Origin of the sequence: Streptomyces sp. NPDC056222, from assembly GCF_042264065.1 — a bacterium.
Lineage (GTDB): Bacteria > Actinomycetota > Actinomycetes > Streptomycetales > Streptomycetaceae > Streptomyces.
Genome location: NZ_JBHJTL010000008.1, coordinates 1 through 26,115 on the forward strand (window position 1 = coordinate 1; position 26,115 = coordinate 26,115).

The following is a 26,115-nucleotide window of genomic DNA, read 5'->3' on the forward strand; positions in this document are numbered from 1 at the left end:
CGGCCGAGAAGGCCGAGGGGGCCGCTTCGTGCCGTCGGCACCCGACTGTTCGACGTGCGGGAGGACGCTCGCGCCGTTCAGCGGGTGACGGCCGACGACATCGCGTGGAGGCGAAGAGCCAGTTGGATCTCCAGGGCTCTCGACGGGGACTGCCAGTCGGCGCCCAGGAGGCGGCCGATGCGCTCGACGCGTTGGGCGACCGTGTTCACGTGGACGTGCAGATCGTCCTTCGTGCGCGCGGGGCTCATACCGCTCGCGAAGTACGCGTCCATCGTGCGGACCAGGTCCGTGCCGCGCCGCTCGTCGTACGCGACGACCTGGCCGATCGTGCGGTCGACGAATCCGTCGATGTCCCGGGTGTCGGCGAGCAGCAGGCCCAGGAAGCCGAGGTCCTCTGCCGCGGCGCCCTCGCCCGAACGGTGCAGCAGGCGCAGCGCGTCCATGCAGCGCCGAGCCTCCTCGTAGGCGGTGGCGACCCGGTCGGGTGTGGCGAGGGGCGAGGCGACGGGGGCCGAGGCGCCCACCGTGACGCTCTCGCGCAGCGCGCCACCGAGGTGCTTGGCGGTCTGCCTGGCCAGCTCGGCCGCGGACTCCCCCGGGCCGAGCGGGAGCAGGAGCACCGTCCCGCCGTCGCGTGCGGAGGCCAGCCCTTGCCGGGTGGCGGCGAGATGCGAGGCGGCCGACCAGAGTCGCTGGCGGTCCGCGCTCTCCCGTACGCCGGCGTCGCCCTCGCCGCCGGACCCGGTCCGGTCCATGTGGGCGGCGAGCACGACATGGGGCGCGTCGACATCGGTACGGAGGCGGGCGGCGCGCTCGCGCAGCAGCCGGCGGTCGCGATCGGGGGCGTCGAGGAGGTCGTCGAGCAGTTCGCCCCGTACCCGCTGTTCGGCCTCGCCGGCCGAGCGGCGGGCGAGCAGCAGCAGGGAGGTCACCAGGGCGGCGCGCTCCAGCGTGCGCTGGTCCACGGGGTCGAGGTCGGGCTGGTCGTGGAGGACGAGGGCGCCGAAGGTCTCGCCGCCGGCCGAGACGGCCGCCACCCAGCGGTCGCCTTCGCGCAGGGCGTGTCCGTCGACGAGCCGGGCGGATTCGAGACCGGCGTCGATGAACTCGACCCTTCCGCCGAGGACTTCCGAGACGGCCGCCGCCACGTCGTGGACGCCGCCGCCGTGCAGCACGAGTTCGGTGAGCCGGTCGTGGACCTCCGAGGCCCGTTCGATGACGCCGCTGTGCTCACGGATGATGTCGTTGGCCCGCTCCAGCTCGGCCAGCGCCGAACGCGTCTCGGCGAGCAGGTTGGCCGTGTCGATGGCGACGGCGGCGTGCGCGGCGAAGGAGCCGAGCAGTGCGACCTGTTCCCGTTCGAAGACTCGGGCACGCCGGTCCGCGGCGAACAGCACGCCGATCACCTGGCTGCCCAGGGTCAGCGGCACGCCGAGGATGGCGACGAGGCCCTCGTCGCGCACGGCGGAGTCGATGGTGGCGGTGTGCTGGAAGCGGGGGTCGTCGAAGTAGTTCTCGGTGACGTACGGCCGGGCGGTCTGGGCGACGAGGCCGCCGAGCCCCTCGCCCATGCCGAGCCGGACCTGCTGGAAGCGCGCCGAGACCGAGCCCTCGGTGACGCGCATGTACGTGTCCCCCGCGACGGTGTCGTTCAGGCTGAGGTAGGCGACCTCGGTGCCGAGCAGGGATCGGGCGCGCTGGACGATGGCGCGGAGCACGGCGTCGAGGTCGCGCAGTCCCGCGAGGTCGTGGGCGGTCTCGAAGAGGGCGGACAGTTCGGCCTCGCGGCGGCGCCTGCCCTCCAGCTCGGCCCGCACGCGCAGGGCGAGCTGCTTGGCCTGTTCGAGCTCGGCCAGCTCCTCGGGGCCCGCACCGCTCGCACGGGCGAGCAGCACGGGCCGGTCGAAGCCTTCCGTGGCGGCTCCTCGCGCGAGGAGCTCCAGGTAGGAGACCTGTTCATGGGACATGGACACAGGGATACCTGTCGTAGGGGTGATCGCACCAGCCCTGTGGAAAACCTGTCGTCAGTGCGCGGTCCAGCCGCCGTCGAGGGCCAGGGAGGTTCCGGTGATGAACGACGCCTGGGGCGTGCAGAGGTAGAGCACCGCCTCGGCGACCTCCGCGGGCTCGATGAGCCGCTTGAGCGCCGAGTCCTTCAGGAGGACGTCTGTCAGGACCCGCTCGGCGGGGATGGAGTGGGCCGCGGCCTGGTCGGCGATCTGGCGCTCGACCAGGGGCGTGCGGACGTAGCCGGGGTTGACGCAGTTGGAGGTGACGCCGTGCGGGGCGCCTTCGAGCGCGGCGGTCTTGGAGAGTCCCTCCAGACCGTGCTTGGCGGCCACATAGGCGGACTTGAAGGCGGACGCGCGCAGACCGTGCACGGAGGAAAGGTTCACGATCCGGCCCCAGCCCTGGGCGTACATGTGCGGCAGAGCGCCCCTGATCAGCCGGAACGGGGCCTCCAGCATCACGGTGAGAACGGTGTGGAAGACGTCCGGCGGGAACTCCTCGATGGGGCGGACGAGCTGGAGCCCGGCGTTGTTCACGAGAATGTCGGTGCCGGCCGCCGCGGCCTCCGCGGCGTCGAGGTCGGTGAGGTCCAGGAGCTGCGGCTCGACGACGCCGACGAGACCGTCGGCCTCCTCGGCCAATGCCTCCAGTCCGTCACCGGCCCGGTCAACGGCTCTGACGCGGGCCCCCGCGGCGGCGAGCCGGAGCGCGCAGGCCCGGCCGATGCCGCCGGCCGCGCCGGTGACGAGCGCCGTGCGACCCGTGAGGTCGAGCATGACGGAGCCGGGCGTGGCGGCGGGTGCGGGGCCCTGCGCGAGTGGTGCCGATACCTGTGCCGGTGCGGGACCTGATGTGGTGGGGGCGCTCATGCTCCGCACCTTATGAAGCGCTCCACCGCCAACCGATGTGTTCCGAGCCCATACTTCAGCTTGAGGGCATGGGGTCGAACCATGTGGGTTCGCTGGTGAGCGCCTGCTTGATCCGGAAGAGCGAGAACCGCTTCATCTCCGGCAGGTCGTCCACCTCGAACCAGCCGACCTCCGTCGACTCCTCGTCGTTCACGCGCGCCTCGCCGCCGACGGCGCGGCAGCGGAAGGTGATGTCCATGAACTGGCACTGGTCGCCGTTGGGGTAGACGACGGGCTTGCGCAGGGTCTGGACGATCACGACCCGCTCGGCCTCGCAGCGCACGGCGGTCTCCTCGTACACCTCGCGCACGGCACATGCGGCGGGCTGCTCGCCCGGCTCGACGATGCCGCCGATGATCGCCCACATCCCGGTGTCGGTCCGGCGACCGAGCAGCACACGGCCCCGGTCGTCGAAGACGACGGCGCTCACACCGGGCAGGAAGAGCAGCTGGTGGCCGGCGCTGGCCCGGAGTTCGCGGATGAAATCAGGGGTACCCATGCCTCGACCCTAAGCCCTTCTGGATCAAGAACACTCACGTCCGATCAGGAACCCTCAGGAACGGGATCCGAGGCCGGGCGACCTCGGGCACGGGGAGCCCAGGGCCGGACGCCCTCGGACCCGGCGAACCGAGGACCCCGGTTCCTCAGGCTTCGCGGCTCCGGCGGGCCCGTACGGCTCGCAGCACCGACCAGCCGAGGCCGGCGGCCGCGACGCCCACCAGGAGCGCCTCGGGGAGCGTGCCCATCCGGGTGGCCGGGGTGAGCGAGGAGCGCAGCGGCACCTTCTCGACCAGGACGTCCGGGGTGAACATCTCCGACCTCGCCACGATCTCGCCGTCCGGCCTGATGATCGCGCTGACGCCGCTGGTGACCGGTACGACGACGGCGCGGCTGTGCTCGACCGCCCGCACCCGCGACATGGCGAGCTGCTGGTACGTCATCTCGCTGCGGCCGAAGGTGGCGTTGTTGCTCGGTACGGAGATCAGCTGGGCGCCGTGGGTGACGGTGTCCCGCACGGCCCAGTCGAACGCGGCCTCGTAGCAGGTCGCGAGGCCGACCTTGGTGCCGGCGAGGTCGAAGACACCGACCTTGGTCCCCGCGCCGAAGTCGCGGCTGACGCGGTCCACGTTGCTGTTGAAGATCCGTACGAAGGACCGCATCGGGATGTACTCGCCGAAGGGCTGGACATGCCGCTTGTCGTAGGTGGCGACGGGGCCCTTGTTCGGTTCCCACTGGATCAGCGTGTTCCGCAGCTTGCCCGTGTCCGGCGCGACGACGGCGCCGATCACGGTCGGTACGCCGATCTTCCGCACGGCCTCACTGATGGCGTCGGCCGCGTCGGGGTTGGCGTAGGGGTCGATGTCGGAGGAGTTCTCCGGCCACAGGACGAAGTCCGGCTGGGGCTTCTTCTTGTCCGCGACGTCCTCGGCCAGTTCCTTGGTGCGGGCGACGTGGTTGTCGAGGACGGCCCTGCGCTGCGCGTTGAAGTCGAGGCCGAGGCGGGGCACGTTGCCCTGGACGGCGGCGACGGTCGCGGTGCCGTCCTCCGCGGAGTCGTCGACGAGCGGCAGCGCGGCGAGGGCGCCGGTCACCGGCAGGAGCACGGTGAGCGCGGCCGCCGCGAGCGGGCCGCGCGGCACGACGCCCGTGGCACGGTACGCGCGGACCTGGCGGATCACCTCGTACAGGCCGAAGCCGCAGAGCGCGACGGCGAAGCCGAGCACCGGGGTGCCGCCGACCGCCGCCAGCGGCAGGAAGACACCGTCGGCCTGACCGAAGGCGATCTTGCCCCAGGGGAAGCCTCCGAAGGGGACACGCGCGCGTGCCGCCTCGGCGAGGATCCACACCGCGGCGGCGAACACCGGCCAGCCGGGGAGCCGGGAGACGGCCGCGATCCCGAGACCGGCGGCGGCGATGAACAGCGCCTCGACCGCGGACAGCGCGATCCACGGGAACCGCCCGACCTCGGAGCCGGTCCAGATCAACAGCGGCAGCAGGAAGCCCAGACCGGCAAGGTAGCCGAGACCGAACCCGGCCCGCAGACGGCGGCCGCGCAGAGCCCAGCCGAGCAGGCCGAACGCCGGCAGCGCGAGCCACCACAACGGACGGGGCGGGAAGCTCAGGAAGAGCAGCACGCCCGACAGCACGGCCGCTCCCGGCCGTACGAGGCGCCGCAGGCCGGACGGACCGGGCTCCGGGGTGGCGGCGGGTCCTGAGGCGTCGACGGGGGTGATCGTGGTGCTCACCCTGCGGAGTCTACGGCGCGTACCCGGGCACGGAGGACCCCGGCTCGGGCGGTCCGCCGACGCCGTCGTGCACGGTGTCGCGCACCACGCGGCACCCGGGCCGCGCAGGAAGCGGCACACCAGCCCCGCGCGCCGCGGCCCTCCGCCATCACCGTTCCCACACCTCTGCCGCAACGTTCCTGCGCATTCGCTCCCCAAACCCCGGCAGCCCCGTTACGGTGTCCGCCAGACGGAGCGGGGGGACGACGGGGATGGCTGCACCTGCGGCTGAGCGGGCCGCCGTGCGTGAGCGTGGGCGGGCACCGGATGTCGCCGGGGTGCTGATCCTCGGCGCCGTCGTGCTGTGGTCGCTCGTCACCGCCACCGGCCGGGACGCCCGCCCCGAGGGCATCCTCCTCGCCGTGCTCGCGCTCGCCGCGGGTTACGCCTGCGGCCGGATCTCCGGCACGCTGCTCCCGGTGGCCGCTTCGGCGGCCGCGTCCCTCGCCGCGCTCGGCCTCGCGCTGACCTCCGGGCCGAGCATCCCGGGCACCACCCCCACCGGTTCCGTACCGCCCGGTCACACGGGTGCGGCCGCGGCGCTGCTCGTCCTGGCCGCCGGCGCGGCCTGCTGCGCGGCCTCGGCCACCGATTCGGTCCCGGTCCGTCTTCTGCTGCGGACACTCGCGCTCGGGGTGGCGGCCGTGGCGCTGGTCCTGGGCTCCGTGGTGGGTTTCGTCGCGGCGCTGGGTGTCCTGCTCTGCTCCCTCGCGGCGGTACGGATGCGACGCCGGCTCCTCGGTCTCGCGGGGCTGGTGCTGGCGACGGGGCTGTTCGTGGGGGTGTCCTGGGCCGTGGCGGAGGAGCGGCTCCCCGAGGGGCTCGCGGTCTCCCTGGAGGGCCAGCTGACCGGGCACCGGGTGCTGCTGTGGCAGGAGGCGTCCGCGATGGCGAAGGAGAACCCGCTGGTCGGGGTCGGCCCGGAACGCTTCGGCGCGCTGAGCCCCACCGCCCGGACGACCCTGTACGCCGACGGCAAGCCGCATTCGGCCCCGCTCCAGCAGGCTGCGGAGCAGGGGGTGCCGGGGGTCGTCCTGCTGGGTGCGACCTACGGCTGGCTGGTGTGCGGCCTGTGGACCTCGCCCCGACGGACGGCGGTGGTCCTGACAGCGGCGGCGACCCTGACCGCGCTGGCGGCGCTCGCCACGGTCGGCAACGCACTGAGCTTCACCCCGGTCACCGTGGGCGCCGGTCTTCTCGCGGGTCTGGCGACGGCCCGCGCGGCACCGGCGCCGACCGACGACTGACGGCTGACGGCTGACGGCTGACGGCTGACGGCTGACGGCTGACGAGTAAGCCCACCGACCGTCCACCGCCCACCGCCGGCCTCCGCTGCGGCGAGCTGCGGCTACACACCGGACGCTCAGGCGCCCGTCGGCCCCGCCGGTGTCGGGGGGCGCAGTCGGTCGCGGATGACGCGGACGCCGAACTCGGCGTCGTCGACCGTGACCGTGAACGTCCGGCCGTCGTCCAGCTTCAGGACCAGTGCCTCGCCCCGGCGGACGATGACCCCCTTGCCCTTCTCCGGCCGCCAGCGGTACCCCCAGCCACCCCATTCGTGGGGGGTGACCTTCGCGACGTAGTCGGCGCCGACCACATGGGCGAGCAGGATGCGCCGACGCGGCACTCCGATGTGGCCGCAACGGACCTCCATGGCCCGCTGGTCCACCTTGACCTCGACATGGACGAAAGCGAGCGTCCCGAACAGCACGAGAAGCCCTGCGGCGACACAGCCGATCACGGCCATCAGCAAGGCCGCGATGCCGGAGGTCCACGCGGAGTCGACCGCGAGGGTGATGCCGAGCGCCATACAGGCGGCACCGGCGACCGCGGCCACCCACTGCATACGGTTGGTGGCCCGGCCGATCCACACCTCGGGCAGTGGCGCTTCGATGCCCAGAGGCCGGTGATGCCGAGGATGTCCGAAATGGTCCATCATGCGGGGCAGCCTACTCACGTTCCGCTCGTACGGCGCCCCGTCGGGGCCGGACGGCGGCTCCGTCAGCGGGCGGGCGCCGCGGCCCGGAGCAGGCGGCCTTCCGCGTAGCTCAGTGCGGCGGCCGGGAGGTCCGAGGTCCGTCCGCTCAGCAGAACGGTCAGACCGCCGGACGGGGTCGCGGTGGGCGCGGGCTCGGCGCCGATCCGACGGAGCGCCTGTGCCGCGACTGCCCCCGCGGAGCCGTGGAAAACCACCGGCGGCAGGTCGGCGGACTGCACCGCGGCGCGGATCTGCTCGGCGACCAGTTCGTAGTGCGTGCAGCCGAGGACCAAGGCCCGCACGTCGTGCGGGGTGAGGGCGGCGGCGGCCGCGACGGCCCGCTCGACGGCGTCCGCGTCGGCGTGCTCCACCGCGTCGGCAAGTCCGGGGCAGGGCACCTCGGTGACCTCGGCGCCGTCGGCGAAGTCGCGGATCAGGCCGCGCTGGTACGGGCTGCCGGTGGTGGCCGGGGTCGCCCAGATGGCGACCTTGCCGCCCTCCGAGGCGGCGGGCTTGATCGCGGGGACCGTGCCGATCACCGGGATACGGGGCTCCAGCGCGGCGCGCAGCGCGGGCAGGGCGTGCACGGTGGCGGTGTTGCAGCCGATGATCAGCGCGTCGGGCTCGTGCTCCGCGGCGGCCCGGGCGACGGTCAGGGCCCGCTCGGTGAGGTCCTCGGGTGTGCGGGGGCCCCAGGGCATCCCGTCGGGGTCGGAGGAGAGGACCAGATCGGCGTCGGGCCGCAGTCGGCGAACCGCGACCGCCGCCGGGAGCAGGCCGATTCCGGAGTCCATGAGCGCGATCTTCACCCGATCACCCTAGCCGACCACCCTTGCGTCCCCGGCGATCTGGGGCAGACTGCGGCGAATGAGCGCCATTGCCTGGATCGCCACGGGTTCGCTCGCCGCCTGGGGGTGGCTGCTGCTGGGTCAGGGGTTCTTCTGGCGTACCGATCAACGCCTGCCGAAGGCCCACGCGCGCGTGCGGCCTGGCGACTGGCCCAGGGTCACGATCGTCGTGCCGGCACGGGACGAGGCGGAGGTGCTTCCGCTGAGCCTGCCGTCGTTGCTCTCGCAGGACTATCCGGGCGAGGCGGAGGTCGTCCTCGTCGACGACGGCAGTTCGGACGGCACCGGGAAGCTCGCCGGTGAGCTGGCGTCGCGGTACGGAGGGCTGCCGTTGACCGTGGCCTCGCCGGGCGAGCCGGAGCCCGGCTGGACGGGGAAGCTGTGGGCGCTGCGCCACGGCATCGGCCTGGCACGCGCGCGTGGCCCGGAGTTCCTGCTTCTGACGGACGCCGACATCGCCCATGAGCCGGACAGTCTGCGCCGCCTCGTGGCCGCGGCCGTCGGAGGCGATCTGGACCTGGTGTCCCAGATGGCCCGGCTGCGGGTGGCGAGTTTCTGGGAGCGGCTGGTCGTGCCGGCCTTCGTCTACTTCTTCTCCCAGCTGTATCCGTTCCGCTGGATCAACCGCCGACGCCCGCTGGCCACGGCGGCGGCCGGCGGCTGTGTGCTGCTGCGGACGTCTATGGCCGAGCGGGCGCGGGTGCCGGACTCGATCCGGCAGGCGGTGATCGACGACGTGTCGCTGGCCCGCGCGGTGCGGCGGGCCGGCGGGAGGATCTGGCTGGGCCTCGCCGAGCGGGTGGACAGCATCCGGCCGTATCCGCGCCTGGCCGATCTGTGGCGCATGGTCTCGCGCAGCGCGTACGCCCAACTCCGCCACAATCCGCTGGTGCTGGCCGGCACGGTGGCCGGGCTGGCCGTGGTCTACCTCGCTCCCCCGGTGGCGCTGGTGGCCGGGGTGGCGGGCGGTGACACCGCGGCGGCGTGGGCGGGCGGAATCGCATGGGCGGTGATGGCGGGGACGTACCTCCCGATGCTCCGCTACTACCGGCAGCCGCTCTGGCTCGCTCCCACGCTCCCTTTCACCGCGCTGCTCTATCTCCTCATGACGGTGGACTCGGCGGTGCAGCACTACCGGGGCCGGGGCGCGGCCTGGAAGGGGCGGACCTATGCCCGTCCCCGGCCGGCCCCGGACCGGTGATCACTTGACGGCGGGCGTCCACTTCATGCCCCAGCCGTACGCCTCGTCGGCGGTCCGCTGCATGCTGATCCCGAGCAGCGGGTCGAGGTAACGCGCCTCCCGCTGGACGATCAGGTCGCCGTCCTCCTGGGTGAGCAGGGCGAGCGCGCAGACGGTCGCCGGGCCGGTGCATTCGTCGAGGGAGAACTCGACGGGGGCACCGTGCTGGGGCTGGAGGGTCACGGTGGCGTCCAGACCGGCGAAGCTGCGGGCGCCCGCGTAGATGGTGACGAAGACGAGGATGCGGCGGAACTCGGCCCGTGTGGTCAAGGTTGACCGTGAGGTTCTCGCCCGAGTCGACGTCCCCGGTGCGGTCGTCCCCGTCGAGATGGATGTACGGGGGTTCGTGCAGCGACCCGAAGCCTTGGAGCGCCTGGACCACGCCCTTGCTTCCGTCGGTGAGTTCGTACAGGGCGCACAGGTCGAGATCGAGGGCGACGGGGGCGTCGGAAGCGCCGCGCTTCCCGACCGCTCGGCCGAGTTTGGCCCCCCAGCCCGTGGTCTGCTTGCGGACCCGCCAGTTGAGGTTCACCCGCAGGGTGCCGGAGGTGCCGCCCTGCTTGGCCAGGGAGACCTTCGGCGAGTCCTTCGTCAGGGTGATCTTCGTGAGCGAGACATTCGCGGGGGCCACCACGGCCGCAGCGGGTTCCTGCGCGACCACGGCCGCGGCGGGCGGCTCCGGGAGCCCGGGCTCCTCGACCGTGATGCCGAAGTCCGTCGCCAGGCCTTCCAGGCCGGAGCCGTACCCCTGGCCCACCGCCCGGAACTTCCACTCCCCCTGCCGCCGGTAGAGGTTGCCGAGGACGAATGCCGTCTCGACGCTCGCGTCGGTGCTGTCGTACCGGGCGATCTCGGCGCCGCTGTCCCCGTCCACCACGCGGATGTACAGCCCCGGGACCCGGCCGAAGGTTCCGCCGTCGACCGAGGCCGCCAGGACGATCTGCTCGACGACCGGTTCCACGCGCTCCAGATCCACGGTCACGACGTCCTCCGTCGCGCCGCCCGCAGCATCGTTTCCGCCCCCCGCGGCGCGCTTTCCCTCACGCCGAACGGCGCCCGAAGCGTGCTCCGGCTGGTTGCAGAAAACGAAGTCGGTATCGGAGCGCACTTTCCCCGACACAAGGAGTAGCGCCGAGGCGTCGACATCCGGCACTCCCGCACCTGAACGCCAGCCCAATTCGACGCGCACAGTGCGCGCCGCCACCGGAACATTGGCTCCCTTAAGCATGGACATGATCCCCCCACTCACGCTCCCGGCACATCAAGATTTCTTTACGTCAACCTAATGCCGGGTCATGCCGGGCACCCGGGGCAACCCGTGGGTAACCCCTTCCCAGCTCGTGTTTTCAAGATCAGTGGTCCGCCGGAGCCTCTCGGAGCGACCGTTTTTGTCACGTTCGATCGCATTAAGGATCGACGGTCACTCAGAACCCGTCAAACAACCCTCTTATCGGGCTCCCCAACCAGCACATCGTGGGCTTAACTTATGTGCCATGACCTCCCCCCGCTCCACCTACGGCGGCGGTTACTACACCGCGCCGTCGTTCCCCGACACCCCCATCTACGACTCCCTGGTCGCGGAGCGGGGCACGCCTCAGATCGCCCCGATCCGAGTGCCTTCCGCGTACGACACCGGCAACAGCTATCTGCCGGCGCTGCCCGCGGCCCTGCCCGCCCTCCCGGCGGGACCCAGCCAGCCCGCCCCGGCCTACAACGGCGGCGGTTCCTACGGTTACCCGCAGCCGATGCAGCAGCAGATGGCCCCGGTTCCGCTGCAGCACGCTCCTGCGCCGTACATCCCCCAGCAGCCCGCCGCCCCTCGGGGATACACGGGCGGCCAGCCCCAGCAGCCCCAGCGCCCGGTGAATACCGGGTACGAGGCGATGCGCCCGGCGGCACGGCCCGCCCCGGCGCCCGCGCCGTACCAGGACCCCTACAACCGCCCGTACCAGGGTCAGGGGTACTGAGCGACACCAAACACGGAGCTACTGGCAGGATGGCGACATGTCGATCCCTCGCCTGCGCTCCGTCCACGTCCACCCGGTCAAGGCGCTGCGCGGTTACGCACCCGCCGAGGCGGAGGTCCAGCCATGGGGACTGGCCGGTGACCGCCGTTGGGCCGTCGTGGACTCGTCGGGCAAGGTCGTGACCCAACGCCGTCATCCGCAGATGGCGTTGGCCTCGGCCCTACCGCTGCCGAGCGGTGGCATCGAGGTGTCCGCGTCCGGCCGCCCGACGCTGTCGGTCGAGGTGCCGCGGCCGTCGTCCACGATCCGGGTGGAGGTCTTCGAGACTCCGGTGGAGGCGGTCCCGGCCGATCCCGCGGCCGACACGTGGTTCAGCGAGTACCTGGGCACCGAGGTCCGGCTCGTCCACATGGACGAGCCGGCGCACCGGCGTCCGATCAAGCCCGAGTTCGCGCTGCCGGGCGAAACGGTGAGCTTCGCGGACGGCTTTCCTCTCCTGGCCACCACCACCGCCTCCCTCGACGCCCTCAATTCGCTGATCGCCCAGGGCGATCACGCCGACGAGGGCCCCCTTCCGATGAACCGCTTCCGGCCGAACGTGGTCATCGACGGGACCGCGCCGTGGGCCGAGGACGGCTGGACCCGGCTCGCCATCGGCGAGGTCACCTTCCGGGTCGCCAGGTCCTGCGGCCGTTGTGTCGTGACCACCACCGACCAGCGGACCGCCGAGCGCGGCAAGGAGCCGCTGCGGACGCTCGCCCTCCACCGCAAGGACGGCAGCCGGCTGATCTTCGGCCAGAACCTCGTGCCCGAGACCGTCGGCACCCTCCGGGTCGGCGACGAGGTCAAGATCATCGACTGAGGTGGCGCGGCCGCCGCCCGATCGCGGCGCGATTCCCGTCCCGGCGGGCAGGGAACCCTCCCCGGGGGCAGACTCGTTGAGAGAGCCGAGGACGAGGGGGTGCGAGGCGTGCGAGCTGCCACCGGAGTCTGGCGCTGGCGGCACAATCCCCTGCGCCGGACCACAGACCTGATCGAGGCGTGGGTCGCGCTCACCGCCGTGGTGCTGCTCGTGCTCGCCGTGCCGACGGTCGGCTGGATCTCCGTCGTGCGCACGGACGCCTCCCTCCAGCGCGCGGTCCAGGCCCAGTCCCGGCTGCGCCAGCCCACGACGGCGCGGGTCGTCCGGCTCGCCGACACCCCGGCGCCGGGACTCACGAGCCCCGAGTCCGGGGACGAACAGCCGCTCCGCCGTTCCGTCGTGGCCCGCTGGACGGCGCCGGACGGCACGCCGCGCACGGGGACGGTGACCACCCGGCGCGAACTGGCCGATCCGGGCGACACGTTCCGGCTCTGGACGGACCGCGGCGGCCGTCCGGTCACGGCGCCCATGGAGCCGGAGACCGCGCACGCCCACGCGATCGCCATCGGACTGCTCACTGCCGCCCTGGCCGGCGTCTTCGTCGAGGCGGCCAGGCGTCTTGTCGTACGGCGGCTGGTACACCGGCGGTACCAACGCCTCGACCGCGCATGGGCCAAGGCCGGTCCCGACTGGGGGCGTACGGGCGCGGGCAGCTGACCGTCGGACCGACGCGCCCCGCGCTACCAGCCACCCCTTCCCCTACGCGTACCGGCGCGTCCGGCCGACCCGTCGACCGGACGTACCCGGCACGAGCGGCCGACCCGTCAACCCCTCGCCGTCGCGCGCGCTACGGTGGGGCATCCGATGAGCAGCGACGCATGAGGCGGGGGCAGAGCACACCCATGGCACAGGGCACGGTCCAGGTGACGCACACCGGCACATCGCGGTGGCGGCGCCGCACGGGTGAGTACGCGTCCCTCGCCGCAGCCCTGGAGGCCGCGGGAGACGGCGATGTCCTCACCGTCGCGCCCGGCACCTACCGGGAGAACCTCGTCATCGAACGGGCCGTCACCCTGCGCGGCCCGGAAGGCGGTGTCGGCTCGGTCCGCATCGCCCCCGTGGACGGTGTACCGCTGACCGTACGGGCGTCCGCGACCGTCCAGGACCTGCATGTGGAAGGCCAGGACACCGCCGCGCCGGCACTGCTCGTCGAGGACGGCACCCCGGAGCTGCTCGATCTACGGATCGTGACCCGGTCGGCCGCCGGCCTCGAGGTCCGCGGCGCCGCCCGCCCCACCGTCCGGCGCTGCACCGTCGACAATCCGGCGGGCGTCGGCATCGCCGTACTCGACGGCGCCGGCGGGGTGTTCGAGGAGTGCGAGATCGTCTCGGCCGGGCAGTCCGGGGTCTCCGTGCGCGGCGGCGCCCATCCGCGGTTGGAGCGGTGCCGGGTCCATCACGCCTCGGGCGCCGGGATCACCGTCAACGGCGAGGGCAGCGGCCTGGAGGCCATCGGCTGCGAGGTGTACGAGATCAAGGGCACCGGTCTGCAGATCGCGGCCCGCGCGACCGCGCACCTCACCGACTCCTCCCTGCACCGCACCTCGGCCGACGGCATCACGCTCGACACGGACGCGGTCCTGACCCTCTCCGACTGCGACATCCACGACATCCCCGAGAACGCGATCGACCTGCGTTCGCGCTCCGTGCTCACGCTGACCCGCTCCACCGTGCGCCGCTTCGGCCGCAACGGGCTCTCGGTGTGGGACCCCGGCACCCGGGTGGACGCCAACCAGTGCGAGATCCACGACAGTACGGGCGACTACCCGGCGGTCTGGATCAGCGACGGGGCGACCGCCGTCCTCGACGCGTGCCGGGTGCACGACGTACCGGACGCGCTGTTCGTCCTCGACCGGGGCTCGCGCGCGGACGTCGTCGACAGCGATCTGTCGCAGGTGCGGAACACTGCTGTGTCGGTGAGTGACGGGGCGACCGCGCAGCTGGACGACTGCCGGATCCGGGAGGCGTCCACGGGCGCCTGGTTCCGGGACCACGGCAGCGGCGGGACGCTCGGCGGCTGCACCATCGACGCCGTACAGACGGGGGTGATCGTCACCAAGGGCGCCGACCCGACGATCGAACGGTGCACGGTCACCTCGCCCGCCGAGGCCGGGTTCTACGTCTCCGCCGAGGGGCGCGGCTCCTTCCACGGCTGTCGGGTGACCGGCAGCGGCGGCTACGGCTTCCATGTGATGGACGGCTGCCGCACGACCCTGCGCAAGTGCCGTACGGAGCGCTGCGCCCGCGGCGGGTACGAGTTCCCCGACGAGGGTCCGGTCGCGGAGGACTGCACGAGCGACGAGAGCGCGGTGCGGACCAATCCCGCCCCGGACACCGGGACCGTCCTGACGGCGACGCAATCGGCGGGGCCGCTCGGTACGGTTCCCGCGCCGCGCTCCCCCGTCGTCCCTCCAGCCCCGCCTGTCCCCGAGCCGGCTCCGGAGGCACGTTCCTCGAAGGACGTGCTCGGTGAACTGGACGCGCTGGTGGGTCTGGAGAGCGTGAAGCACGAGGTGCGCACGCTCACCAACATGATCGAGGTCGGGCGCAGACGGCAGGAGGCCGGCCTCAAGGCCGCCTCGGTCCGCCGCCATCTGGTCTTCACCGGCAACCCCGGCACGGGCAAGACGACCGTCGCCCGGCTCTACGGCGAGATCCTCGCCTCGCTGGGCGTCCTGGAACGCGGGCATCTGGTCGAGGTGTCCCGGGTCGACCTGGTCGGCGAGCACATCGGCTCGACCGCGATCCGTACCCAGGAGGCCTTCGACCGGGCGCGCGGCGGTGTGCTCTTCGTCGACGAGGCGTACGCGCTGTCGCCCGAGGACTCCGGCCGGGACTTCGGGCGCGAGGCGATCGACACACTGGTGAAGCTGATGGAGGACCACCGCGACGCGGTCGTGGTGATCGTCGCCGGATACACGGCGGAGATGGAACGCTTCCTGACCGTCAACCCGGGTGTGGCGTCGCGCTTCTCACGGACCATCAGCTTCAGCGACTACGTGCCGGAAGAGCTGCTGCGGATCGTGGAGCAGCAGGCGGACGAGCACGAGTACCGGCTCGCCGAGGGCACGGACGAGGCGCTGCGGAAGTACTTCACCGAGCTGCCGAAGGGGCCGGCGTTCGGCAACGGCCGTACCGCGCGGCAGACGTTCGAGTCGATGGTGGAGCGGCACGCCGGGCGGGTCGCCGTGCTCGCCGAGGTGAACACGGACGACCTGACCCTGCTCTATCCGGAGGACCTTCCGGAACTCCCCTGATCCGCCTGGTCGTTCGTGCCCCCGTCGCCGTCGCGTTGGCGGGGCAGTGCGGGCGGCAACCGGTCGAGGAGTACGGACCGTTCGGCGGCGAACACCGGGTCGGCCTGGTAGTCGGAGTGGCCCAGGATCGGTTCCGGCAGCGGGTGTTCGTGGGTCCGGCCGTAGACGAGCGGATCGAGGAGCACGGCGCGGTCGACGGCCGGCTTGGCTCCCTCGGCGGGGACCCGTACGGGTCCGCCTATCGGGTCGGTGGCGCGGTAGAGGTTGCTCCAGCAGTGCACCGTACGGTGCAGGGCGCGCAGCGGCCCCGGGCCGAAGTAGGCGGGGAACCAGCGGCCGTAGAGCCGCTCCAGCGGGGAGCCGTAGGTCAGCAGCGCGACCCGCCCGCGGGTCGTCGGCGGCAGCTGCCAGACGGCCGCCGCGGCCAGCACACTGCCTTGGGAGTGGCCGGAGATGACGAGCCGGCCGCCCGTGTGTCTGGTCCAGGAGCTCATCCGCCAGGTGAGGTCGGGCACGGCCCGTTCGGCGTAACAGGGCGGGGCGAAGGGGTGCGCGGCACGCGGCCAGAAGGTGCCGACGTCCCAGAGGATGCCGATGGTGCGACGGGCCGAGGCGTCCCTGTAGGCGCGTCGGCCCCAGGTGACGAAGAGCAGGAAACCGAAACCGATCATCCAGGAGCCGAGGGACTGGGCCGTGTCGGCGGCGGAGGCGATCGCGGGGTGCGCGCCGTCGAAGGCCCGGCCGGGTACGTTCCCGCTGGCCCAGGCCCCCGCGACGGAACCGGCACCGAGCAGGAGGGTCGCGCCCGAGACGATCCCGACCAGGGCGGGAGCGGCGTCGGTGAGTCCGGCGGTGGCCCGGCCCGCGGCGATCCGAGCGGTACGAACAGGGTCGGGGGCCTCGGCTCCGTACTCGGCCTCGACGACGGGCCCGAGACGGCGGGCGGAACGTGCGGTCCGTACGACGAGGAAGACGACCGGGGCGAGGAGCATCAGGAGCAGGACGGGGATGACGGACGCCTGCCAGCTCAGCAGCACGGGCGGGGCCACGGGAGAGCCGGCGCCCATGCCGGGGGTGCCGGGCCCGTCGAGCCAGTCGGCCATGCGCTGGGCGACTCCGCCGGACATCACTCCCCCGAGGGCGCAGGCGAGCATGGCGACGGCCGGGCCGCCGAGGCCGTACAGGGCGGTGCGCGGCTCGCGGTGGGGGCGGTGCAGGAGGAGGGCGACCACAGCGAGGGCGACGACGAGGCCGCCCTGGGCCAGGGTCAGGACGCCGAAGGCGGCGTCGCCGGGCAGGGTGCCGGCGGAGCGCCACTCGGGGCGGGACCAGCCGGCGTGGAGAACGGCGAAGGCGAGCAGGACGAGGGAGGCGCCGGGCAGCCAGGAGACCATGGCCCGTTCGAGCCGCAGGTCGAGGCGCTTCTCGCTGCGGCCACGGCGGCAGACGACCCACAGGACGACGAAGGCGAGGACGACGAAGGCCGCCTGGAGGGACCAGGCGAAGGCTTTCGGCAGGGCGTCGGACGCGCCACGGTCATGGCGGGCGGCGGCTCCGGTGACGGCCGAGGCGACCGTCAGAAGGCCCGCCGCGGTGTGGGCGGCGCGCAGTCGGGCGACGAGGCGCCGGCCGTACCAGAAGCCGGGCCGGCCGAGGGCGGGACGGAGTTCGGTGGGGGTGGGGGCGTCGGCGCTCTCGGTGTCCGCCGTCGCCGAGTCCGACCCCGACTCGGCCGGCTCGGTGTCCGCCGGTTCCGTCGGTTCCGCCGCCGCTTCGTCGTACCCCGTGGGCGGGCGCTGGGCCTCGTACGCGCTCCACGTCCGGTTGGAGAGGTACCAGAGCAGTCCCACCAGTGCGGCCGGGACCACGGCGGCGAGCGCGAGACGGCGGCCCGGCTGGGACCACCAGCCGCCCCGTTCGGCCGAGAGGAAGCCGAGCCAGGAGCGGTCCTCCGTGCAGGCGGCGGATCCGGCGCACTGCCAGGCCGTCAGATCGAGCGCGACCTCGCACGCGGCGGCGGTGAGCAGCACGGTGAGGGTGAGGGCCACGAGCCGCACCAGGACACCGTAGAGCCGGACGAGACCGGGGCGCCCCTTGGCCGGCGGACGCATCCAGTGGGCGAGGTTGGCGACCATGAAGGGCAGGAGCAGCAGCCACAGGGCGCGGGCGCCGTTGCCGGAGGTGAGGTTGGACCAGCAGTACGCCTCCGGAACCGGCCGTTCGGCGTAGCGCTCGGGGTGCTCCTCGGCGTCGAGGTCGTCGGTGCGGCGGTGCATGGCGGCGGTCGTGTCGCCGGTGACCCGGACCGTACGGGGGTCGCCCAGCATGTCCTGCGGCGTGGCGCCGCCGACACCGTGGACGAGGAGCTCGAGCGCCGCACCTCCGCTCTTCGGGGCAGGTGTGGCAGGGGACACTTCGGCGTCTCGCTCTCTGGGTGGCAGGATTCGACGACAGGCAACAGGATCGCGGAAGGCCGTGCACTCGTGCACGGGCTCTCACCGAATCCGACGGCAATCCCCCAGTCCCCTTCGGAAGGAACGGCCCCCGGTGGTGAGCGACCATCAGAATCTCCTCGCGGAGCAGCGGCGCGCCCTCATTCTGGACGAGGTACGGCGGCGCGGCGGTGTACGGGTCAATGAACTGACACGGCGGCTCAATGTCTCCGACATGACGGTCCGCCGGGACCTGGACGCACTGGCCCGTCAGGGTGTCGTCGAGAAGGTGCACGGCGGCGCGGTGCCGGTGGTGGAGACGAGTTCGCACGAACCGGGGTTCGAGGCCAAGTCCGCGCTGGAGCTGGGCGCGAAGGAGGACATCGCCCGGGCGGCGGCGCGCATGGTCGCGCCCGGTTCGGCGATCGCGCTGTCGGGCGGTACGACGACGTTCGCCCTGGCGGAGAAGCTCCTCGACGTGCCGGATCTGACGGTGGTGACCAATTCGGTACGGGTCGCCGACGTCTTCCACACGGCGGGTTACGCGGGCGGCGAGTCGCGGCCCGGTGCGGCGACCGTGGTGCTCACGGGCGGCGTACGGACCCCGTCGGACGCGCTGGTGGGGCCGGTGGCCGACCAGGCGATCCGTTCGCTCCACTTCGACGTGCTGTTCCTCGGGGTGCACGGCATCTCCGCGGAGGCGGGGCTCTCCACGCCGAACCTCGCGGAGGCGGAGACGAACCGGCGGCTGATGCGCTCGGCGCGCCGGGTGGTGGTGGTCGCGGACCACACCAAGTGGGGGACGGTGGGGCTGAGTTCGTTCGCCCGGCTCGACGAGGTGGACACGCTGGTGACGGACGCGGGTCTGTCGTCGGAGACCCGGGCGGAGATGGCGGAGCAGTTGCCGGGTCTGGTGGTGGCGGGCGAGGACGAGAACGAGGACGACGCGGTGTGAGCCTCTTCCGCGTCGAGCGCTCGTCGGCCCTGCCGGTCGAGGAGGTGTGGCGACGCCTCACCGACTTCCGCGCGCACGGCCGTCTGGTGCCGCTGACCCGGACGCGGCTGCTCTCCCCCGGGCCCGTGGGCGTCGGAACGCGGTTCGTGGCCCGTACGGGCATCGGACGACTCGCCTTCGACGATCCCATGGAAGTCGTGCGCTGGGAGCCCCCGGCGGCCGGGCGACCCGGCACGTGCCTGCTGGAGAAGCGGGGCAGGGTGGTGCTCGGGCGGGCCGTGATCGAGGTGTACGGGACGCCGGGCGGCGGCTCCCGCGCGGTGTGGGTGGAGGAGCTTCGCCTACGCGGCGTTCCGGGCGCCTTCGATCCCGTACTGGCCCGCGCCGGGCGGAGGCTGTTCGGACGGGCGATGGACGGACTGCTGGGCATGTGACAGAACGTCAGCTAGGGTGTGCGCACTTCAGCCCCGCCCTCCGGAGGTACGGTCCCATGGCACGCCGACTCAGGCCCGTGGAGCTCGACTTCGCCACATCCGCGCCCGTTCGTCTGGTCTTCACGGCGGAGGTGGCTGCCCCGCCGTCCGCCGTGCACCGCTCACTGGCGGTGGAGTTGGGCAGCATGCCCGCCTGGTTCGCCGCCGTGACCTCGGCGGCCCCGACCGCCGACGGCGCCGGCCGTACCGTACGGCTGCGGGGCGGGATCGTGTTCCACGAGACGATCATGGCCGACGAACCGGACACCCGCTACGCCTACCGGATCGACGAGACCAACGCACCGGGCGTCAGCGCCATGCTGGAGGACTGGTCCCTCTCCCCCGCCGGCCCCGGCACCCGGGTCCGCTGGACGATGGCCGTCGACGGCCCCCGGCCCTGCCTCGTCGCCATGCGCCTGGCCCGCCCGGGCGTCGGGAAGTCCTTCCGCGACGCGATGCGCAGCCTGGACCGGCGGCTCACTCCGGCCAGGAACCCGTCTCCAGGAACCGGTCGATAGCGGCGGCGTAGGGCGCGATGTCCATGCCCTGGTCGGCCAGCCAGGCGTCGGAGTAGTACTTGTCGAGGTAGCGGTCGCCCGGGTCGCAGATCAGGGTCACGACGCTGCCGGTACGGCCGTGTTCGACCATCTCCGCGACGATCTTCAGCGCGCTCCACAGTCCCGTACCGGTGGAGCCGCCCGCCTTGCGGCCGATCGCGGTCTCCAGGGCGCGGACGGCGGCGACGCTGGCCGCGTCCGGGACCTTCATCATCCGGTCGATCGCACCTGGCACGAAGCTCGGCTCCATGCGCGGCCGGCCGATGCCCTCGATGCGCGAACCGCAGTCGGAGGAGGCGAGCGGGTCGTTGTTCGTCCAGCCGTCGAAGAAACAGGAGTTCTCGGGGTCGGCCACGCAGATGCGGGTGTCGTGCTGCATGTAGTGCACATAGCGCGCGATGGTCGCCGAGGTGCCGCCGGTGCCCGCCGTGGCGACGATCCAGGCGGGTTCGGGGTACCGCTCCAGCCTCAGCTGCTGGTACATCGATTCGGCGATGTTGTTGTTGCCCCGCCAGTCGGTGGCCCGCTCGGCGTAGGTGAACTGGTCCATGTAGTGCCCGCCGGTCCGCTCGGCGAGGGCCGCGGACTCCTCGTACATCTTGCGCGAGTCGTCCACGAAGTGGCACTGGCCGCCGTGGAACTCGATCAGGCGGCACTTCTCCGGACTGGTGGTGCGGGGCATCACGGCGATGAAGGGCACCCCGATCAGCTTGGCGAAGTACGCCTCGGAGACGGCCGTCGAGCCGCTGGACGCCTCGATGACGGGCTTGCCGGGCCGGATCCAGCCGTTGCAGAGGCCGTAGAGGAAGAGGGAGCGGGCGAGACGGTGCTTCAGGCTGCCGGTGGGGTGGGTCGACTCGTCCTTGAGGTAGAGGTCGATGCCCCACTTCTCCGGGAGCGGGAAGCGCAGCAGGTGGGTGTCGGCGGAGCGGTTGGCGTCGGCCTGGACCTTGCGGACGGCGTCCTTCAGCCAGGCGCGGTACGCCGGGTCGCTGCGGTCGATGTCGATGGTGGCCGCGGCCTGTGGCGCGCTGCCCGACACCGTGTTCTCCGTGGTGCTCATGCGTCCCTCTCCTCATCCTTCCCCCGACGGTCCCCACTGGTGACGATAACTCGCTCACCTGCGCAAACGTTCACTTTGGGGGTCCATAGGAGTCCCTTGCAGAAGGGCACTCTGGTGCGCCTGCCGCACGCCGGGCACACTGGTCGGAACAACCGGTGCGAAGGGGGCGGAGCGATATGAAGGAGCCCGAGTTCACGGCCACGGGTGTACGGATCGAGCGCTGGCCCCGCTCGCTGACCCGGGCGGGCGAGGTCCGGATCGAGGACGGCCGGCTGTCGCTGCTGACCAGCTACGGCAGCGAGATCGACAGCGCCCCGGTGAGTTCCGTGCGGGCCGGACGGCCCTGGTTCGCGAAGCCCGACGAGACGGTGGCCACGGTCAACGGGACGCGTTACCGCCTGACCATGGACGGGCCGCAGGACCGGGCGGCGGGCCCGGGGCGCTTCCTCGAAGCGCTGAAGAAGGCGGCCAAGAAGAGGTAGGCGCGGAGCGACGACACTCCGGTGACCTGCGGCGGGTCGCCGCGAGTTGCGGGCCACTCACCACTGGTTCACCCTGGAACCACCTCACCGAGGGTTTACCGGCGGTGACGCTGTGATCCAGCCCGCCGCCCTGCAGTACCGCATGACAGATCCGAATCTTCGTCTTCTTCCGGACCTACTTCGGGGAGTCGCAGCCGTGATCAGCGAGCCAAGCAGGCACTGCACGGTGGAGCTCCAGGCCCTGCCGTCGCGGATCGGTCAGGTCCGCAGGATCGTATCGGCGCATCTGCGCTACTGGCATCTCGATGCGTTGATCGACCATGCGGCGCTCGGTGTCACCGAGCTGCTGACCAATGTTCACCGGCACGCACAGCCGGACAAGAGGTGCACCGTCGAGATCGAGCTGCTGCTCGACCGACTCATGGTCTCGGTCCATGACCACGACCCGCGCATACCGGGATTCGCCGGCAGGACGGGAATCCTGGGGGCCCAGGACCTCGTCGGGATCGACGAGTTGGCCACGTCGGGCCGCGGTCTGGCCATCATCGAGGCGGTCAGCGAGAGCTGGGGCATCCGCCCGCACGGCGACACGGGGAAGGTCGTGTGGTTCACCCTCTCCGCGCCGACCCCCACGGTGGCCGTCCCCTTCCGGTCGCACGCCGTCCACGGCGCGACGACCGACGGTCCCTTCGCCGACCAGACCCGCTTCCCCGGCGCGCATGGCACGGGACTTGAGGGTGTGCCCTTCGGGTCCCCGACGGAGCCCGCCCGCGCCCCGTCGGTCGCCCGCTCGGTCCTCATGGGCTGAGTCGGGGGCGGGGCGGGAATGCCGCGGACCGGACTACCCGTATCGGATCCAAAATCCAAAATCCAGAATCCAAGATCCGATGTCCACACGGGATCCAAGGGACCCGACATGGGTGATCCGGTACGCGTGATCCGGCATCGGCGTCATTCCGTCGCGATCGCCCGCAGGACGTCCAGCCCGGCCGCCCGCCGGGCCGGGCGCCACGCGGCCACGACGCCCGCCGTCAGGCCGACCAGCGCCACGAGGGCGAGCTGCAACGGCGGTACGGCGAAGGCGAACGCGCTGTCGCTCGCCCCGTCGGACGCCGTGACCAGCACCCAGCCGAGGAAGCCGCCGAGTACGAGTCCGCCGACCGTGCCGAAGGCCGCGACCAGGACGGACTCCCAGCGGACCATGGCCTTCAGCTGCGCCCGGGTCTGGCCGACGGCCCGCAGGAGGCCGAGTTCACGGGTGCGCTCGTGGACCGCGAGGGTCAGCGTGTTGGCGATGCCGAGCAGGGCGATCAGCACGGCCAGTGCGAGCAGCGCGTAGACCAGCGTGAGCATCATGTCGATACCGCTCGCCGACGAGGCGGCGTACTCGTCGCGGGTCTGCACCTCAGGGTTGCCGTACCGCTCGGCGACGTCCTCGACCGCGGCCTTGCCCGCGTCGGCGGAGACGCCGTCCTCGAAGGTCACGGCGACGAGCGTGTCGGAGTCCTGGGCGCGGTGCGGGGCCCAGGCCTCGCGGCTCACGACGTAGTCGCCGGCGAGTTCGGACTGCTGGTAGACGGCCCTGACGGTGAAGGTGTGCCGGCTGCCGTCGGTGAAGGTCAGCTCGGTGGTGTCGCCGGGCTTCAGGCCGGACTTGGCCGCCTCGGTGTCCGCGACGGCGAGGCCGTCGGTGCCGAGGGAGTTCAGCGACCCCTGTACGTCTCCGAGGTCGAAGGAGCGGGCGAGCGCGGTCGGTTCGGTGACGGTCAGGGCCCGCCCCTCGCCGTCGATCTTCGCGACGCCCCGACCGAGACCGACGGCGGTCTCCACCTCGGGCAGCTCGGCGATCGCCGGGGCGAGCCGCGGGCTGAGCCCGCTGCCGCCGGCGCCGAACGACGGTGTGCCGACGGCGACGTCACCGGCGAACGAGCGCGAGACCGTCTGGTCCATCGTGGCCTTCAACGAGGCCCCGAAGACCGTGAAGAGCGAGACCACCGCCACGCCGATCATCAGAGCGGTGGCCGTGGCGGCGGTCCGCCTGGGGCTGCGCAGCGCGTTGCGGCGCGCGAGCCCGCGGTTCGTCCCGCGCAGCGCGCCGCCGAGGACGCGTACCGCGGCCGAGGACGCCACCGGGCCGAGGACGACGAAGGCGGCGAGCGCGAGCACGGCCCCCGCGGAGGCGAGCCACAGCGACGGGGTGGCGAGAACACCGGTGAGCACGACCGCGATCGCGGCGAGCAGCAGTCCGGAGCCGACCAGGACACGCACCCGTGAGGCACCCGACTCGTCCACCACGGTCTCGCGCAGCGCGGCGAGCGGAGCCGTGCGCCCCGCCTTCACGGCCGGCAGCAGCGCCGAGCCGACGCAGACGAGGAGTCCGACGGCGAAGGGCAGCACCATCGACAGGCCGCCGATCACCAGGGCGCCCTCGGGGAAGGGGAAGCCGATCGCCGGGAAGAGCGCCTGGAGCCCGGCCGCCACGCCGATCCCTCCGAGGAGCCCGGCGACCGAGGCCACCAGACCGACCGCCACGGCCTCGACGAGTGTCGAGCCGACGACCTGCCGGCGGGAGGCGCCGAGCGCGCGCAGCAGCGCGTTCTCGCGGGTGCGCTGGGCGACCACGATGGCGAAGGTGTTGTGGATCGAGAAGACGGAGACGAGCAGCGCCACCCCGCTGAACACCAGCAGGAAGGTGGTGAAGAGGCTCAGGAACTGCCCCGAGATCATCTCGGTGTTCTCCGCGGCGGACCGCTCTCCGGTGATCGCCTCGACGCCCTCGGGGAGCACCGGCGCCAGCGCGTCGACCAGTTCCTGCTGCGAGATGCCCGGGCCGGCACGTACGAGGATGCCCGCCGCGTCGCCGGGCTTCGGCGTGAGGTACTTCTCCGCGTCGGCGCGGGTCATCGCGGCGTACGTCACCTGGCCCATGCCGTCCTCGCCGCCGAAGGTGGCGAGACCGACGACGGTGACCTTCACCGGGTCGGGGGTACGCAGGACCGTGGTGTCGCCGATGGACAGGTCGCCCGCCGTCGCGGCGCCGCGGTTGACGACGACCTCGCCGGACTTCTCCGGGGCGCGGCCTTCGGCCAGGGCGTACGGGTTGAGTTCCGCGTCCTCGATCCAGTTGCCGGCGAGGGTGGGCGGGCCCTGGCCGCCGATGGGTTCGCCGTCGGCGGCGACGAGCTGACCGGCGCCTTCGATCCGGGGGGCCGCCGCGGCGACGACAGGAACCTTGGCGATCGTGTCGGCGAGGGACGCGTCGACGGGGCTGCGGGTGCCCTGGCTCTCGCCCTCGACGGTGACCACGCTCGTACTGCGGACGACGGCGTCCGTGCCGCTGCTCGCGTTGCCGAACAGCGAGTCGAAGCTCGCGCGCAGTGTGTCGCCCATGACGAGGGTTCCGGTGAGGAATGCGACGCCGAGCAGGATGGCGGTGAAGGTGCCGACGAGACGCCGCTTGTGGGCGCGAAGTGCGGAGAGGCTGATCTTCAGCGAGGCTCGGGCGGCGTTCATGACGTCACCGCCTCCTGGGTGGTGGACCTGGCGCCCGCCCCCTGGGTGGACCTGGCGTCGAACGCCTTCAGGCGGTCGAGGACACGCTCGGCGGTCGGCTCCGTCATCCGGTCGACGAGGCGGCCGTCGGCGAGGAAGACCACCTCGTCCGCGTGGGCGGCGGCGACCGGGTCGTGGGTGACCATGACGACGGTACGGCCGGTCCGGCGTACGGTCCGGCCGAGGAGCCGCAGCACCTCCTCGCCGGAGCGCGAGTCGAGGTTGCCGGTGGGTTCGTCGGCGAAGACGACGTCGGGGTCGCCGGCGAAGGCGCGGGCGACGGCGACGCGTTGCTGCTGGCCGCCGGAGAGCTGGCTGGGCCGGTGGTGGAGCCGGTCGCGCAGGCCGACGGTGTCGATCAGCCTGTCGAGCCCGGCCCGGTCGGGGGTGGTTCCGGCGAGGTCCAGGGGCAGGGTGATGTTCTCGGCGACGGTGAGGGTCGGCAACAGGTTGAACGCCTGGAAGACGAAGCCGATCCGCTCGCGGCGCAGCAGCGTCAGCCGCCGGTCGTCGAGGGCGGAGAGGTCGGTGTCGCCGATGAACGCGGCCCCGGAGGTGAGGGTGTCGAGCCCGGCGGCGCAGTGCATGAGGGTGGACTTGCCGGACCCCGAGGGGCCCATGATCGCGGTGAAGCGACCGGCCGGGAAGTCGACGCTCACCCCGTCCAGGGCTCTGACCTCGGTGTCACCGACGCCGTAGACCTTCACGGCGTCGACGACCCGGGCTGCGGTGCGCGTGGCCGCGTTGGTGGTGGTGGTCATGCCGCACGCCCCTTGGGTCCCGCGGTACGACCGAACTGCTCCTCCAGGACGGTCAGCCGCCGCCAGTACTCGTCCTCGTCGATCTCACCGGCCGCGAAACGGTGGCCGAGGAGCGCGATCGGGGACTGCTCGTCGTAGGCCGGGCGCGGCCCGGGGCCTCGAAGGCCGCGAAGCCGTCCGGTGCGGCGCAGGACCGTGACCACGGTCAGGATCACGGCCGCCCAGACGAGCGGGATGAACAGGACCCATGGGCCGGGGCCGGCGTGGGCGAGTGTGTTCATGTCTCTCAGCTCCTCGTGCGTAGGTCGCGTGTGTCGCGTGACGATGCTTCGAGACTCGCTCGCGGAGGGGGTCCGGGTCGTCGTACGGCCAGCGGCTTCGTCCGTACGACGTGGGGAGTACGGACCGCACCGCCGGCTGCTCCC

At 72.4% G+C, this 26,115-nt stretch carries 22 protein-coding genes and 1 pseudogene; 11 read left to right on the forward strand and 12 right to left on the reverse strand.

Going from position 1 to position 26,115, the window contains the following annotated elements; translation table 11 throughout:
• Window positions 1–77 precede the first annotated feature (77 nt).
• The 4 genes from ACFC0D_RS06050 to lnt all read right to left on the reverse strand — a co-directional run bounded on the left by ACFC0D_RS06050 (window position 78) and on the right by lnt (window position 5,164).
• Complete coding sequence (locus ACFC0D_RS06050; RefSeq protein WP_376431516.1) at window positions 78–1,967, reverse strand: helix-turn-helix domain-containing protein; 1,890 nt, start codon at window positions 1,965–1,967, stop codon at window positions 78–80.
• A gap of 57 nt (window positions 1,968–2,024) precedes the next feature.
• Window positions 2,025–2,786 (reverse strand): 3-hydroxybutyrate dehydrogenase, encoded by a 762-nt coding sequence (locus ACFC0D_RS06055; RefSeq protein WP_376431758.1) that lies wholly within the window; start codon window positions 2,784–2,786, stop codon window positions 2,025–2,027.
• Between the two features lie 148 nt (window positions 2,787–2,934).
• Window positions 2,935–3,417 (reverse strand): NUDIX domain-containing protein, encoded by a 483-nt coding sequence (locus ACFC0D_RS06060; protein WP_376431518.1) that lies wholly within the window; start codon window positions 3,415–3,417, stop codon window positions 2,935–2,937.
• Window positions 3,418–3,562: 145 nt separating this feature from the next.
• Complete coding sequence (lnt, locus tag ACFC0D_RS06065) at window positions 3,563–5,164, reverse strand: apolipoprotein N-acyltransferase (RefSeq protein WP_376431520.1); 1,602 nt, start codon at window positions 5,162–5,164, stop codon at window positions 3,563–3,565.
• A gap of 251 nt (window positions 5,165–5,415) precedes the next feature.
• On the opposite strand from lnt, the gene ACFC0D_RS06070 reads away from it, so the two are divergent.
• The gene (locus tag ACFC0D_RS06070) at window positions 5,416–6,450 is read left to right on the forward strand and encodes an O-antigen ligase family protein (protein ID WP_376431522.1); all 1,035 of its coding nucleotides are present in this window, start codon (window positions 5,416–5,418) and stop codon (window positions 6,448–6,450) included.
• Between the two features lie 116 nt (window positions 6,451–6,566).
• On the opposite strand, the gene ACFC0D_RS06075 is transcribed toward ACFC0D_RS06070, so the two are convergent.
• Window positions 6,567–7,142, reverse strand: a complete 576-nt coding sequence (locus tag ACFC0D_RS06075) for a hypothetical protein (protein WP_376431524.1) — start codon at window positions 7,140–7,142, stop codon at window positions 6,567–6,569.
• Between the two features lie 62 nt (window positions 7,143–7,204).
• Window positions 7,205–7,990 (reverse strand): glutamate racemase, encoded by a 786-nt coding sequence (locus ACFC0D_RS06080; RefSeq protein WP_376431526.1) that lies wholly within the window; start codon window positions 7,988–7,990, stop codon window positions 7,205–7,207.
• A gap of 58 nt (window positions 7,991–8,048) precedes the next feature.
• Between ACFC0D_RS06080 and ACFC0D_RS06085 the strand changes: the two genes are divergently transcribed.
• Window positions 8,049–9,230, forward strand: coding sequence for a glycosyltransferase (locus ACFC0D_RS06085; RefSeq protein ID WP_376431528.1), 1,182 nt, complete (start codon window positions 8,049–8,051; stop codon window positions 9,228–9,230).
• On the opposite strand, the pseudogene ACFC0D_RS06090 reads toward ACFC0D_RS06085, so the two are convergent.
• Window positions 9,231–10,503 (reverse strand): annotated as a pseudogene (locus tag ACFC0D_RS06090) (TerD family protein).
• 259 nt (window positions 10,504–10,762) lie between these two features.
• On the opposite strand from ACFC0D_RS06090, the gene ACFC0D_RS06095 reads away from it, so the two are divergent.
• The 4 genes from ACFC0D_RS06095 (at window position 10,763) to ACFC0D_RS06110 (ending at window position 15,415) form a co-directional block, all read left to right on the forward strand.
• Window positions 10,763–11,236: a DUF6643 family protein gene (locus ACFC0D_RS06095; protein WP_376431530.1), complete on the forward strand. Its 474-nt coding sequence runs from the start codon at window positions 10,763–10,765 to the stop codon at window positions 11,234–11,236.
• A 37-nt stretch (window positions 11,237–11,273) separates the two neighbouring features.
• A complete protein-coding gene (locus ACFC0D_RS06100; RefSeq protein WP_376431532.1) occupies window positions 11,274–12,098 on the forward strand; it encodes an MOSC domain-containing protein in 825 nt (274 codons plus the stop codon).
• 108 nt (window positions 12,099–12,206) lie between these two features.
• A complete protein-coding gene (locus ACFC0D_RS06105) occupies window positions 12,207–12,815 on the forward strand; it encodes a hypothetical protein (protein WP_376431534.1) in 609 nt (202 codons plus the stop codon).
• Between the two features lie 185 nt (window positions 12,816–13,000).
• Entirely contained in the window at window positions 13,001–15,415 is a 2,415-nt protein-coding gene (locus ACFC0D_RS06110; protein WP_376431536.1) for a right-handed parallel beta-helix repeat-containing protein, read from the forward strand.
• Here the strand turns inward: ACFC0D_RS06110 and ACFC0D_RS06115 are convergent.
• Window positions 15,385–17,829 (reverse strand): hypothetical protein, encoded by a 2,445-nt coding sequence (locus ACFC0D_RS06115; RefSeq protein WP_376431538.1) that lies wholly within the window; start codon window positions 17,827–17,829, stop codon window positions 15,385–15,387. The genes ACFC0D_RS06110 and ACFC0D_RS06115 overlap by 31 nt on opposite strands.
• 136 nt (window positions 17,830–17,965) lie before the next feature.
• Here ACFC0D_RS06115 and ACFC0D_RS06120 point away from each other — a divergent pair, with 136 nt between their 5' ends.
• Genes ACFC0D_RS06120 through ACFC0D_RS06130 form a run of 3 tightly spaced genes read left to right on the forward strand, consistent with a single transcriptional unit; the run spans window position 17,966 to window position 19,793 of the window.
• The gene (locus ACFC0D_RS06120; RefSeq protein WP_376431540.1) at window positions 17,966–18,802 is read left to right on the forward strand and encodes a DeoR/GlpR family DNA-binding transcription regulator; all 837 of its coding nucleotides are present in this window, start codon (window positions 17,966–17,968) and stop codon (window positions 18,800–18,802) included.
• Window positions 18,799–19,236 carry an SRPBCC family protein gene (locus ACFC0D_RS06125; RefSeq protein WP_376431542.1) on the forward strand — a complete coding sequence of 146 codons (438 nt, stop codon included), beginning with the start codon at window positions 18,799–18,801 and terminating at the stop codon, window positions 19,234–19,236. The genes ACFC0D_RS06120 and ACFC0D_RS06125 overlap by 4 nt, the downstream gene beginning before the upstream one ends.
• Before the next feature lie 56 nt (window positions 19,237–19,292).
• On the forward strand, window positions 19,293–19,793 hold the full coding sequence (locus ACFC0D_RS06130) for an SRPBCC family protein (RefSeq protein ID WP_376431544.1): 501 nt from the start codon (window positions 19,293–19,295) through the stop codon (window positions 19,791–19,793).
• On the opposite strand, the gene ACFC0D_RS06135 is transcribed toward ACFC0D_RS06130, so the two are convergent.
• Complete coding sequence (locus ACFC0D_RS06135; RefSeq protein WP_376431546.1) at window positions 19,753–20,895, reverse strand: PLP-dependent cysteine synthase family protein; 1,143 nt, start codon at window positions 20,893–20,895, stop codon at window positions 19,753–19,755. The genes ACFC0D_RS06130 and ACFC0D_RS06135 overlap by 41 nt on opposite strands.
• Before the next feature lie 176 nt (window positions 20,896–21,071).
• Here ACFC0D_RS06135 and ACFC0D_RS06140 point away from each other — a divergent pair, with 176 nt between their 5' ends.
• Together ACFC0D_RS06140 and ACFC0D_RS06145 are read left to right on the forward strand one after the other, a co-directional pair.
• Window positions 21,072–21,377: a hypothetical protein gene (locus ACFC0D_RS06140; RefSeq protein WP_376431548.1), complete on the forward strand. Its 306-nt coding sequence runs from the start codon at window positions 21,072–21,074 to the stop codon at window positions 21,375–21,377.
• Window positions 21,378–21,573: 196 nt separating this feature from the next.
• Window positions 21,574–22,185 carry an ATP-binding protein gene (locus tag ACFC0D_RS06145; protein WP_376431550.1) on the forward strand — a complete coding sequence of 204 codons (612 nt, stop codon included), beginning with the start codon at window positions 21,574–21,576 and terminating at the stop codon, window positions 22,183–22,185.
• 143 nt (window positions 22,186–22,328) lie between these two features.
• On the opposite strand, the gene ACFC0D_RS06150 is transcribed toward ACFC0D_RS06145, so the two are convergent.
• The 3 genes from ACFC0D_RS06150 to ACFC0D_RS06160 are packed head-to-tail and all read right to left on the reverse strand — an operon-like array spanning window position 22,329 to window position 25,971.
• Window positions 22,329–24,890, reverse strand: a complete 2,562-nt coding sequence (locus ACFC0D_RS06150; RefSeq protein WP_376431552.1) for an ABC transporter permease — start codon at window positions 24,888–24,890, stop codon at window positions 22,329–22,331.
• Window positions 24,887–25,690: an ABC transporter ATP-binding protein gene (locus ACFC0D_RS06155; RefSeq protein ID WP_376431554.1), complete on the reverse strand. Its 804-nt coding sequence runs from the start codon at window positions 25,688–25,690 to the stop codon at window positions 24,887–24,889. The genes ACFC0D_RS06150 and ACFC0D_RS06155 overlap by 4 nt, the downstream gene beginning before the upstream one ends.
• Entirely contained in the window at window positions 25,687–25,971 is a 285-nt protein-coding gene (locus ACFC0D_RS06160; protein WP_376431556.1) for an SHOCT domain-containing protein, read from the reverse strand. The genes ACFC0D_RS06155 and ACFC0D_RS06160 overlap by 4 nt, the downstream gene beginning before the upstream one ends.
• Window positions 25,972–26,115 lie beyond the last annotated feature (144 nt).

Excerpts from the sequence above, each read along its gene's own strand:
- ACFC0D_RS06160 (WP_376431556.1), bottom strand. The coding sequence starts at position 25,971 with ATGAACACACTCGCCCACGCCGGCCCCGGCCCATGGGTCCTGTTCATC.
- ACFC0D_RS06155 (WP_376431554.1), bottom strand. The coding sequence starts at position 25,690 with ATGACCACCACCACCAACGCGGCCACGCGCACCGCAGCCCGGGTCGTC.
- ACFC0D_RS06140 (WP_376431548.1), top strand. The coding sequence starts at position 21,072 with ATGAAGGAGCCCGAGTTCACGGCCACGGGTGTACGGATCGAGCGCTGG.
- ACFC0D_RS06085 (WP_376431528.1), top strand. The coding sequence starts at position 8,049 with ATGAGCGCCATTGCCTGGATCGCCACGGGTTCGCTCGCCGCCTGGGGG.
- ACFC0D_RS06050 (WP_376431516.1), bottom strand. The coding sequence starts at position 1,967 with ATGTCCCATGAACAGGTCTCCTACCTGGAGCTCCTCGCGCGAGGAGCC.
- ACFC0D_RS06135 (WP_376431546.1), bottom strand. The coding sequence starts at position 20,895 with ATGAGCACCACGGAGAACACGGTGTCGGGCAGCGCGCCACAGGCCGCG.
- ACFC0D_RS06060 (WP_376431518.1), bottom strand. The coding sequence starts at position 3,417 with ATGGGTACCCCTGATTTCATCCGCGAACTCCGGGCCAGCGCCGGCCAC.
- ACFC0D_RS06075 (WP_376431524.1), bottom strand. The coding sequence starts at position 7,142 with ATGATGGACCATTTCGGACATCCTCGGCATCACCGGCCTCTGGGCATC.
- ACFC0D_RS06100 (WP_376431532.1), top strand. The coding sequence starts at position 11,274 with ATGTCGATCCCTCGCCTGCGCTCCGTCCACGTCCACCCGGTCAAGGCG.
- ACFC0D_RS06095 (WP_376431530.1), top strand. The coding sequence starts at position 10,763 with ATGACCTCCCCCCGCTCCACCTACGGCGGCGGTTACTACACCGCGCCG.
- ACFC0D_RS06110 (WP_376431536.1), top strand. The coding sequence starts at position 13,001 with ATGGCACAGGGCACGGTCCAGGTGACGCACACCGGCACATCGCGGTGG.
- ACFC0D_RS06150 (WP_376431552.1), bottom strand. The coding sequence starts at position 24,890 with ATGAACGCCGCCCGAGCCTCGCTGAAGATCAGCCTCTCCGCACTTCGC.
- ACFC0D_RS06070 (WP_376431522.1), top strand. The coding sequence starts at position 5,416 with ATGGCTGCACCTGCGGCTGAGCGGGCCGCCGTGCGTGAGCGTGGGCGG.
- ACFC0D_RS06130 (WP_376431544.1), top strand. The coding sequence starts at position 19,293 with ATGGCACGCCGACTCAGGCCCGTGGAGCTCGACTTCGCCACATCCGCG.
- ACFC0D_RS06055 (WP_376431758.1), bottom strand. The coding sequence starts at position 2,786 with ATGCTCGACCTCACGGGTCGCACGGCGCTCGTCACCGGCGCGGCCGGC.